The 10,276-nt window shown below is 45.5% G+C and carries 12 protein-coding genes; all 12 read left to right on the top strand.

Going from position 1 to position 10,276, the window contains the following annotated elements:
• Positions 1-202 (top strand): transposase domain-containing protein (locus tag HGBM_RS25320; protein WP_019123879.1); only part of this gene is annotated, 202 nt, incomplete at its 5' end.
• Between the two features lie 432 nt (positions 203-634).
• Positions 635-871, top strand: a complete 237-nt coding sequence (locus tag HGBM_RS25310) for a hypothetical protein (protein WP_019123877.1) — start codon at positions 635-637, stop codon at positions 869-871.
• Positions 855-1,535 carry an EAL domain-containing protein gene (locus HGBM_RS25305; protein ID WP_019123876.1) on the top strand — a complete coding sequence of 227 codons (681 nt, stop codon included), beginning with the start codon at positions 855-857 and terminating at the stop codon, positions 1,533-1,535. The genes HGBM_RS25310 and HGBM_RS25305 overlap by 17 nt, the downstream gene beginning before the upstream one ends.
• On the top strand, positions 1,477-2,013 hold the full coding sequence (locus HGBM_RS28595) for a JAB domain-containing protein (protein ID WP_081590304.1): 537 nt from the start codon (positions 1,477-1,479) through the stop codon (positions 2,011-2,013). Before HGBM_RS25305 ends, HGBM_RS28595 begins: the two co-directional genes overlap by 59 nt.
• A 17-nt stretch (positions 2,014-2,030) precedes the next feature.
• The gene (locus HGBM_RS32665) at positions 2,031-2,456 is read left to right on the top strand and encodes a JAB domain-containing protein (RefSeq protein WP_019123874.1); all 426 of its coding nucleotides are present in this window, start codon (positions 2,031-2,033) and stop codon (positions 2,454-2,456) included.
• Positions 2,457-2,940: 484 nt separating this feature from the next.
• A complete protein-coding gene (locus HGBM_RS25290) occupies positions 2,941-3,993 on the top strand; it encodes a ParM/StbA family protein (protein ID WP_019123873.1) in 1,053 nt (350 codons plus the stop codon).
• A gap of 14 nt (positions 3,994-4,007) precedes the next feature.
• Positions 4,008-4,385 (top strand): hypothetical protein, encoded by a 378-nt coding sequence (locus tag HGBM_RS25285; protein WP_019123872.1) that lies wholly within the window; start codon positions 4,008-4,010, stop codon positions 4,383-4,385.
• Between the two features lie 23 nt (positions 4,386-4,408).
• Positions 4,409-5,287 (top strand): MobQ family relaxase, encoded by an 879-nt coding sequence (mobQ, locus tag HGBM_RS28585; RefSeq protein WP_019123871.1) that lies wholly within the window; start codon positions 4,409-4,411, stop codon positions 5,285-5,287.
• 233 nt (positions 5,288-5,520) lie between these two features.
• Positions 5,521-6,639 (top strand): hypothetical protein, encoded by a 1,119-nt coding sequence (locus HGBM_RS29180; RefSeq protein ID WP_147512990.1) that lies wholly within the window; start codon positions 5,521-5,523, stop codon positions 6,637-6,639.
• A gap of 267 nt (positions 6,640-6,906) precedes the next feature.
• Positions 6,907-7,290, top strand: a complete 384-nt coding sequence (locus tag HGBM_RS25270; protein ID WP_019123869.1) for a hypothetical protein — start codon at positions 6,907-6,909, stop codon at positions 7,288-7,290.
• Positions 7,290-8,564: a MobP3 family relaxase gene (gene mobP3, locus HGBM_RS25265; RefSeq protein WP_019123868.1), complete on the top strand. Its 1,275-nt coding sequence runs from the start codon at positions 7,290-7,292 to the stop codon at positions 8,562-8,564. Before HGBM_RS25270 ends, mobP3 begins: the two co-directional genes overlap by 1 nt.
• 9 nt (positions 8,565-8,573) lie before the next feature.
• On the top strand, positions 8,574-10,276 hold a 1,703-nt coding region (locus HGBM_RS28575), incomplete at its 3' end, for a VirD4-like conjugal transfer protein, CD1115 family (RefSeq protein WP_019123867.1).

Genomic DNA, 10,276 nt, shown 5'->3' with positions numbered 1-10,276 from the left:
GCCGCGAGGTGCCAAAGCGAGCGCGACGATCTACAGCATCATCGAAACGGCGAAGGAGAACGGCTTGAGCCCGTTTGCATATCTCACGTGGTTGTTTGAAGAGCTTCCTCAGCTTACAGATCCGAAAGATCCCGAGGCGCTGGACAAACTACTCCCTTGGTCGAATTCACTGCCGTCAACCTGCCGGATGGTTCAATCATAGATTACCAGAGTCCCCATCGAATACATAGGTGGGGACTATTTGACGCTTACGGGAAAGCAGGCCAACGAGAAGCTAGTGTGGTAACCCACACCAAACAGGGGTCAGGGGGATATAAGAGTATTACAGATTTCGGAGACGTACACCGGGGGTTACAGCGCACGTCATCACCGTATGGAGACTATACGAATTACTATAGTCAAACTCCATATAACGTGTATGTGAACGTCTCTTTCAAATTCGGAGTACAAAAGGGATACAACCCGTACAACAAGAACTCGTTAAAAGGTCATGATGAAGGAGATTACAAACTTCCGGTATATATTGTGGGGAATGCGGCAGAATGGCAAGCATACAGAACGATCTATCAATAAGTCAAAAGGGCTGTTGGGATAATCCTGACGGCCCTTCTTGTTGAAAAAGGAAGGTGATTGGATGATGATCAAATGTCAAAAACATAGCGAAAGCAACCAGGCGGTGAAAAGAAGACAAGTTAGGACAACTGCAAGACATGCAACGGGCTTGAAACCCGATCAGGAGCAGGAATATATAACATCGAAAGAAGTTTTTCAGCCAATACTGCGGGTGGAAATTAAAACAGGTGCAATCCTGATAGACAGACGCAAAGACACTTACTGGACCTTGAGGGGTGGCCATGATCGAAATGATTAATATGATTCCGCAGGCCATTGTCGATCTGCAGAGCAAAAAGGTCGTCATGCAAGAATGGTTATGCCGCCCCACGCAACAATCTGTCCAAGAATTTTTTTCCGTTGAGGATGCGGAAACCCTTTGGGAACGTGAAAAAATGTGTATCAAGACAGCAATGTGCATTGACAGCTGCGTTCCACGAATGATTAACCTCACCCTATCGTCACTGCCCTTCTTCTTGAAAACATCTTGGAAGTGGGAGGGAGGAGTAGAAATTGTAGAATGGGGGGTAGCAAACCAAGAACAGTTCAATCAGTATGCAGAAAAGTTACACGAACGCGGTTTAACCATCTGGATTGATGATTTAACACCCAACGGATGGTTTTTTTGGAGGGATAAACCGGTTGATGGTTACAAAATTAGTTTTGGGCAAGCGATGAAACAAACAAGATTTTTTCAAGAAGTTAGGAATACGGGGAAGCCTGTAATTCTAGAACGGATTGAAACGAAAGAGATGGAGGTTATGGCCATTCAACTAGGAGGGCAAATGGGGCAGGGATTTTTTTATGAGGATACTTTTTCCCTGTCCAGTAAATTCGTCAGACATTTAGAAAGGGAAGAAAATGATGAATACAATCTCTATTTACCATGTGAAACTGCAAAAGGTTGGCAGTCTACCGTTTGAAACGAAACCCATTCACTTGCCTAAAGATGCAGCTGCTATATTTCAAGCCTACCTGGGGAATTATTGTCATACTGATCGAGAGAACTTCATCGGAATGTATCTGAATACAAAGAATGAGGTGGTAGGGATATCCACAATTCATACCGGAACGTTGAATGCCAGTTTAGTTAATCCTAGAGAAGTGTTTACCGATGCCGTTTTGCATAAAGCGGCCTCTATTATTCTCTGCCACAATCATCCAAGTGGGAACCCATCCCCAAGTAGCGAAGATATAACAGTGACAAAAAACCTGCAGAAAGCTGGAAAGATGCTAGACATTGATGTCTTGGATCACATTATTCTCGGTTATGATCGTTTCCTGTCGTTGAAAGAACAAGGTCTTATAGATCAACCCAATGGCGAGCATGAATTATTATGGGAAAATCGAATGACAAAAGAGTCAGCCCGATTTGCACGTACTTTTGATCTGGAGAGATAACGAAGGAGGAATAACTAATGAGTAAAGTAAGCCTTTATTGTCCAACGTTAGTGGAAGTTAGCCAGTTACCAACGACAAATACCAAAATCCAGGATGTGGTTGAGGCCGTGTCTCTTTTTCGGACGTATGCCGAAAAGTTTCACAAAAGCCATCAGGACGTGATATTGGTTATGCACTTGAACCGAGAGAACCAATTGCTTGGGATGGAAGTGGTTCCCTTGCATGTATACAGGCGACTCCGTGCATCAGAAATATTCTCCGGTGCCATTCTACGGAATGTCAGTGTGATCACGGTGTGTCGATATTGCTCTTCTCATCTCTCAGTGCCAAGCAAGTCTGATCAACGAATAGCATTGCGATTGAGAAAAGCCGGTGAGATTCTTGGAATTGAATTGAGGGACTTCATAATCGTTACCAAGAATCGGTATTTTTCGCTGATGTAACAGGTTGAGCATTGATAACTGGTAACAATAAAATTCTTATAACCGAGGAAAACCTAAAGGGGAATGAGGATGAAACTTTATAGCGAAGAGACTGTAAGGGTTGATGATTGCCAATGTGTATACTGCGGTCATATTTTTAACGGGCGGAACGCTTGCAACGCTGACATGGATTGCCAGATCGTTACCTGCCCAAATTGCGAAAAGGAAATGGAAGTGTCCATATCAGTGGAATACACATGCCATCCAATAGAGGATTGACTCAATGTTGTGAGAGCTGCCTGACGGATCGATGTAGTATGGGCCGGGTCGTCCCGGCCCGTATACACAATACTGTTGAAATGATAGTAAGGGATTTTTACGAAAGGTAGTATGAAAAACACCTTTCTTTCGTTCCTGCGTAATGGATACACCATCTGTATCTATTACGGAGGAGACGAAATTGTCTACCTACTAATTCTTCAATGGAAGAGGAGGATTTTAGTTCATGAAACGGATGCAAGGCGGATTTGACTTAGGAAATAACGCCTTCAAGATGGTTCTGGAAGGGAAACGGATGAAAATTCCCAATGTGGTAAGGGAAGTCCCTCTAACGACAGAGCGAAAGAAAATTAGCAACAACGAAAAAATGGAAAACACGTTTGATGTATTGATACGCTGCCCGCACGTTCCAGAACTTCACGGGAAGCGTTTTTTTGTCGGCAATTTGGCCATCGGAAACGGTGAACATGAGATTGATCCGCAAACGAAAAAGGCGAAGAATCCCCTGGTTTTGGTTCCGTTCCTGGCGGGCTTGGCAGCACAAGCAGGATCGGGACAAGATGAGATTCTGGTCAGTGGGTATGCCGGATTGCCGATGGATGAATATCTGAATTCTGCTCTCAAGGAAGAATACCGTCAGCGACTGAATGGTACTTTTCAGGTTGAATTCATCTCCACAGCGGGGCTTGAGGGATTCTCCGTAAAGTTACATCTTAACATCGAGATTAAACCGGAAGGAATGGCTGTAACACTCCGTCAGATTCAAAAGAATATGGAAAGATGGAAACGGCAGGCGATGGGAGCTATCGATATCGGTGCGTTTTCAACGGACATTTCGGTTTTAGATCGTGATCTTGAACCCATTCCGCAATTATGTCAAGGATTGCAGGTTGGTACTGCGAGTGCGTTGGAGAGTATTCGGGATACTATCAATAACGAATACCGGGTTAATTTCACTCGTCACATGATCGATGAGATCGTCAGAGAAAACGGAAAGATGCAGCTAGGGGTAAGGGAAATCGACATCACCGATATTATCCAGGAACATTTTCGGCCGTATTCCAGACAAATTGCTCAAGCTGTAACAGAGATACTGGAGCATCCAAAAGGAGCTTCTATTGCTCGTTTTTTCATCTTTGGGGGTGGTTCTATTGCTTACAAACCCTACTTGCTGGAATTACAAGAGAGGTCGTACAGTGAGTTTGTATGGCTGGATCAAGACCCTGACGAGGTAATCTTTGAGAATGCCATGGCCTTTTATCTTTTGGCTTGCATGTGATGGGACGTGATGTAATGGTATATCGAGTGTCGTTACGATTACGGTCTTCAGACAAGAAACTGGCAGCCTGGTTAGACGAGCATAAAAACAAAAATGAAGCGATATTGGATGCTTTAAATCAGTTTCTATTTGATGAAGAGAGTCACAACAAGGACTCTGATGGGCCACCATCTTCAAGCGATCCGCCAGAATGGGCAACGGAATTACAACAGACTATGCAGCAATTGCTTCACGCTATCATGCATCTCGATAGCAAAATGAATAGTAGAACGGTAGAGAATCGAACGGCTCACATTGGCTTGCAAGAATCACAATCCGCGGCTGATCATCAACAGGTTACGGAAGAAGAACCCCGTTTCCGTGATTTAGCCAAAGGCATCTTAAATTTCTGATCCAATACTTAGGAGGTGTAGCTATGGCGATCTATCACTTTTCCGCACAAGTTATTTCGCGTTCTGCCGGTCGATCCGCCGTAGCAGCCGCCGCGTACCGTTCCGGTGAACGGCTGCACGATGAACGATATGGAATGATCCATGATTATTCGCGTAAGGTTGTGGCGGAACAGGAGATTATTGCGCCTCAACACGCTCCAGAATGGGTGTATGACCGGGAACGTCTCTGGAATGCGGTAGAGGCTGCTGAGAAACGCAAGGATTCGCAACTGTGCCGCGAGATCAATGTTGCGCTGCCCAAAGAATTGACCGAAAAGGAGCAGCGTTTTCTAGTCATGAATTTTGCTCAGAAGGAGTTTGTTGACAAGGGGATGATTGCGGACATTGCGATTCACCGCAACGACGCAGATAATCCTCATGCCCATATCATGCTAACTATGCGCGAGATTACCCCGGATGGATTCGGGAGCAAAAACCGCGATTGGAACAAGAAAGAGTGGTTGGAGTCCTGGCGTGAACAGTGGGAGCGTCATGCAAACCGTGCCCTGGAACGGGCCGGCCGTGAGGAACGTATCGATCACCGCAGCTTTGAAAGACAGGGTATAACTGACCGGCTGCCAACGATACATGAAGGGCCAAAGGTTCGGCAAATGGAGAAACGGGGTATCGCTACGGATCGGGGCGAAATCAACCGGGAAGTTCGTGAATACAATGCCCAGGTCATATCACTAGAAAGATATCGCGAAGTGCAAAACAAGTGGCGGTATTTCTCTCCGGACGAACGAAAGGCCGTTTTACGGGCTGCAGATACTATACAGCAGTCGATTTTCTCTGTCCCGCCGAGCAACGAGGGACGGCGCGGGCTTGAGCATGTCATACATTTGTCCGACACAGATGTATGACAATGTCGGACAAAGAGAAGACAGCGGTGTATGACAATGTCGGACACTTTTTTTCCTGACCCGCCGTGAAGTGAGGAATGACGCGGTTTTGAGCATGTCATACATTTGTCCGACACAGATGTATGACAATGTCGGACACTTTTTTTCCTGACCCGCCATGAAGTGAGGAATGACGCGGGATGGAGCATGTCAGACATATGTCCGACATTTGCGTGGGAGGTGAGAGGTTAGAAATGTCCGTTACATTTGAGCAGGGGAAACGGAAACGGGAAGAGTTGCGACTTCCGATTCAACATTTTGTTGTTGTAGACGACTGGATTAACAAAATCGGAGTAAATGCTTATATTGCATGGCTACGGTTTTACACTTGGGCAGATCGATCAACTCCAGATCGGGAGGCAGATGTTATTCCAATGGGGATGAAAACCGTCGCGAAAAAACTGAATTGCAGCGAGCCAACGCTGTATAAAACGATAATCCGGCCGCTTTGGAACTACGCTCTTATTGATATCAGAGAGGTTGTGATAAATCGTGTCAAACATAAAAATATCATTGTTTACGAGTACCCACAAAATGACCCTGCTCTTGCTACAAAACCTTTGGAAATGGTAAGGAATTACGAAACGGATTATACGTCGATGAGTCGGGTAAGTGGTCAAAAAGGGGGGGTTAATCGGCATTTAAGTCAAGGATGTGGCTTAAAAAAATGTAAGGTGGGTGGCTTAAAAAATTTTAAGCAGGGTGCTAAAAAAAATTTAAGCGGGGTGCTTAAAAAAAATTTAGCCATTAATGATATTAAATATCTTTCTAATGTTTCAAATAACTCTTTTCATGATTCAAATAAAGATTCTAATCAGTCAGTTAGTCTGCCTAAAGAAATCGTTCAAGTAATTTATCAAAATCAATTAACTGACAGACTTCTTGAAATCGAGTCCGTTTATAACTTGCTACGGAATGAGCCAGGATACACGGATACTAAATTTATTCTCACACTTGGAAAACCTTCTGTCGGAAGGATAGCGAAAGAGAAAACGGCATTCGAGTTTCGGCAATATTTTCTCTCGGCGATGCATAACAACATTGCCGACAAGCAAAATAGTCAGAATCCACGGGTAGTTAGTCATGAGAGGAACATTCTCAGAGACAAACTACCCGCATCTCTTATACGACAGCTCGAGCGTGAGAAGAACGGAGAGAACAAGCCGGTCACACGAAGAAAAGTAATTGATGATCCGGAACTTCGTGCTTTGCTCGAAAAATGCCGTTCCCAAGCGATCAAAAAACTACCCGATTTGGATGGAGTTTCTGAGCCAAATAAGACATCGGCAGACCCTGATGACCGACCATATTAGCATGAAAGGAGAAAGCGTGATGGCCATTTTCCAGCGTAAAAAAACAACCCGAGACCCGCCCGAAGTGTAGCTAAATTCTAAGGCAGGATAAGGGGCGTCCGAACGCCCATCCACACATGACGGGCAAAGCCCGTCAGATTAAAGATTTAAGCATCCGAAAATTGTCGGATTCTCGGACGTAAATTGCAAAAGGCATCGGATAAAGACCTATGAAAAGCCTAAAACAAAGGATTTTTGTAATCCGATTACCGTGGAAAGGGGGATTTTATGCCAAAAGTAACAAGAAAACCTGAATTGCGGTTAACTCTTGATCCTGAGATTTATAACGCTTTAATGGTTACTGCACGCCAACGAGGGGATACATTGAATAATCATGTGAGGAAAATCCTGCAAAGTTCAATTTCAAGGGATGCCGCTGAGAATGGGATTGATTATGTAAGCCAAATTATTCGCCAAACCATCCGGGATCTTCTAAGACCGGTTGAAGAACGGCTGGCCAAAATCAATGCCAAAACAGCTATCACTTCTGGAACAGCCATGTATATGGCCATGCAAGTCATAGAAGAGGCAGGTTACGATTCCCACGGAGTATATCAGCAAGCAAGAAAAAAAGCTGCTGCTTATTTAGCCGAAAAAGAAGGTGGTGATTAATGAGCACCCGCTATGTATCGGTTGGACTCAATAGCCCACTCGTTGTCAAACTGGGGTTCTATAAGCCCAGCAAAACCAATTCGCAGAAAAATGCAGCTCATATAGACTACATCACTCGTTCAGGGGCTATAGCGAAGGAAAACGAGTATTCACAGGAGTGGGAACATCGTGATGAATTGTTGGGAACCGCCGCTGGACACGCCAAATATGCGGCTGAACGGCCAGGCAGCCACGGCTTGTTCAGTGAAAATGGTCCTGTTAGCAAGGATGCGATCAAGAACGAGTTAAAACGACACCAAGGAGTTGTCTGGCGCATGATTGTGAGCCTAAATGGTGAAGACGCCATTACCCTTAACATGGGCAATCGTAAAGCGTGGGAGGAAAAGGTACGGGCTTCCATGGCTGACGTAGCAAAGTCCATGAGTATTCCTATAACAAACCTACGCTGGGCAGCAGCCTTTCACAGAAATACAGATAATCCACATGTCCACATCATGCTTTGGGAAAAGAAACCCAATCGAACCAAAGGCAAACTTTCGAGAAAGGAGATGATGGATACACGCCGAGCATTTGCAAGGGAACTTTACGGAGAGCGCAGGATGCAGCTGTCAAGACTGAAGACCGTTGAGCGCGATCTGATCCGCGATCTTGTAAAAGATGACGTAAGCGCACTCGTGAAACTAAGAAAGGAATTGGCAAAGGAAAGGGAGCAAGTCAAATTAGAACTGAAATTGGCGGGGCAGGAAAGAAGAGGAATTTCGCCAACTGTTCCGAAGACCATGGTGAATGACTTGTTTGACAAATTACAAACACTTGCTAATCAGATGCCAAAGTCCGGCAGGGTTGCGCTCAAGTTTATGCCGGAAGAGGTAAAGCAAACGGTTTTGGGCATGGCTGATTGGGTGCTAAAGCAACCAGGGTTGAAGATACCCCTGCGAAAGTACTTGCATGCTCATGAGGAGCTAACCAAAATCCATGTTCTCCAACCAGCCAAAGTGGAAGAAGCAAAAGCAAGAGCCTATGAAGACTTGCAGAAAAGAGTCAGTCAAGTTTTGCTAAAAGCTGCGGTAGAGTTGAATCATGATCTGAAGAACGTGGAAATAAGGAAGCACAATCAGATCGAATTTACCACGTCGATTTCGCAGTCTGTACTTAGCAGTATATTTCACACGCTGCAAATCGAACAACAGAAGGCAGAAGCACAGAGTGAATGGCAAAAACAGATGGATAGTCGGAAAAAACGGAAGAAGGAGAAGGCAAAGGAAAGGAGTTGAGTTGGGGAAGTGAGTCAGAGAAAGCTGAAGTTTGCGCTTGGATTTATTCTCTTGGAGATCATTCTGTTGCCGTACCCTCTGGCAATTGTCACGATGATCAAAGCCAAGGGCACAAGCAATCTACTAGGGAACTGGTTGACTCAAATCACATCACATCCTTTTCAGACTTACGGAAAGGTCTTGAGCGATCCTTTACTGCTCAAGATTTTTTTTATTCTTCAATTGGTAGCTGGGGCCTTCTTGTTGCATTTCCTTTGGCGTCCAGAGAAGAAGGTCTTGAATCGAAAAACCAAACGTTTGAAAGAGGGGGTGGGCGGGCCGGAGGCTGCCGGAGACGGTCAGCATGGAACGAGTCGATGGCAAACCGAAGAGGAAATAGATGATTCCACTACGGTTTGGTATACAAATGAACCGCCTCAACAAACAGGACTAGTGATTGGCATGAAGAGGGTTGATAGGAAACGGCTAAAGGTTTGGCAGATCACGCGAGATGGCCACAATCTCATCATCGGAGCAACTCGATCCGGGAAGTCACGCCGGTTGGTGCTGCCAAGTATATGGGCCATTGCCAAAAAGGGAGAAAGCATGATCCTTTCGGACCCGAAAGGCGAGTTGTATGCACGGTCACACAAGTACTTACGAGAGCATGGGTATGAAGTGGTGATGCTTGATTTCCGCAATCCCAAACGTGGGAACTATTGGAACCTGATGGAGCCGATCAATCGGGCCATTCAAGAAGGAGACTACTCCCGCGCCTCCGAGGCAGCATGGGACATTGCCCATACCATTGTCCATCAAAAGCTGTTCACGGGAGATCCGATATGGCCGAATGGTCAAGAAAGTGTGATTGCTGCGCTCATGCTGGCTGTGTCAACCGAGGCGGATAGAGAGGAACAGAAGCATCTCTCATCGGTATACAGCCTCCTTGCTGAAATGGGAGAAACCATCCTCATGGAGGATGGAACCGAGTATAACGCTCTTCTCTCCTATCTCAAGCGACTTCCTTTAAGACATATCGCGCGGACAACACTGGCAACCGCGCGTGTTTCGCCGGAGAAAATGCGAGCCTCATTCCTCGGGGGCGCAACTGTGGATCTTCGTCTGTTCGCCGATCCTGCTATTGCACGGATGACCAGCAAACAAGACCACGATTTATCTGGGCCAGGGAAAAGAAAAACGGCGGTCTTTATGATTATTCCGGACGAAAAGTCAACCCGCCATGTATTGGCAACCTTGTACGTCTCACAAACATACGAGGCGCTTGTGCAGCTTGCAAACGAGCACCATGGTCGGTTGCCTATTCGCGTTCACTACTTGCTGGACGAATTTGGGAACCTGCCGCCGATTACTGACTTTGGAACAAAGATTACAGTGTCGGCTGGCAGAGGAATTCTGTTTGACCTCATTGTTCAGGATCTTGGTCAGATCAAGAAAAAATACAAAGATGAGGAGTCCACGATTATCGGCAACTGCCAAACGTGGATATATTTGCTTACACGAGATTTCGACACGGCCAAGAAATTATCCGATATGACGGGAAAATATACGGTTGCTACCCAAAGTCAATCTGCAAATGTGCAAACAAAGTCCATTTCCAGCGGCTTTTCCAGTGGACTTACAAGTCGTCCACTTTTGATGCCGGATGAAATTTTGCGTTTTCCTGAAGATCAGGCATTGGTGCTGCAAGCAAGGCAATTTCCGGCGATTAGTAA

Origin of the sequence: Brevibacillus massiliensis, from assembly GCF_000311785.1 — a bacterium.
Classification (GTDB): domain Bacteria; phylum Bacillota; class Bacilli; order Brevibacillales; family Brevibacillaceae; genus Brevibacillus_C; species Brevibacillus_C massiliensis.
Note: the sequence above shows the minus strand (reverse complement) of the source record. Positions and strands in the feature narration are given on the sequence as shown.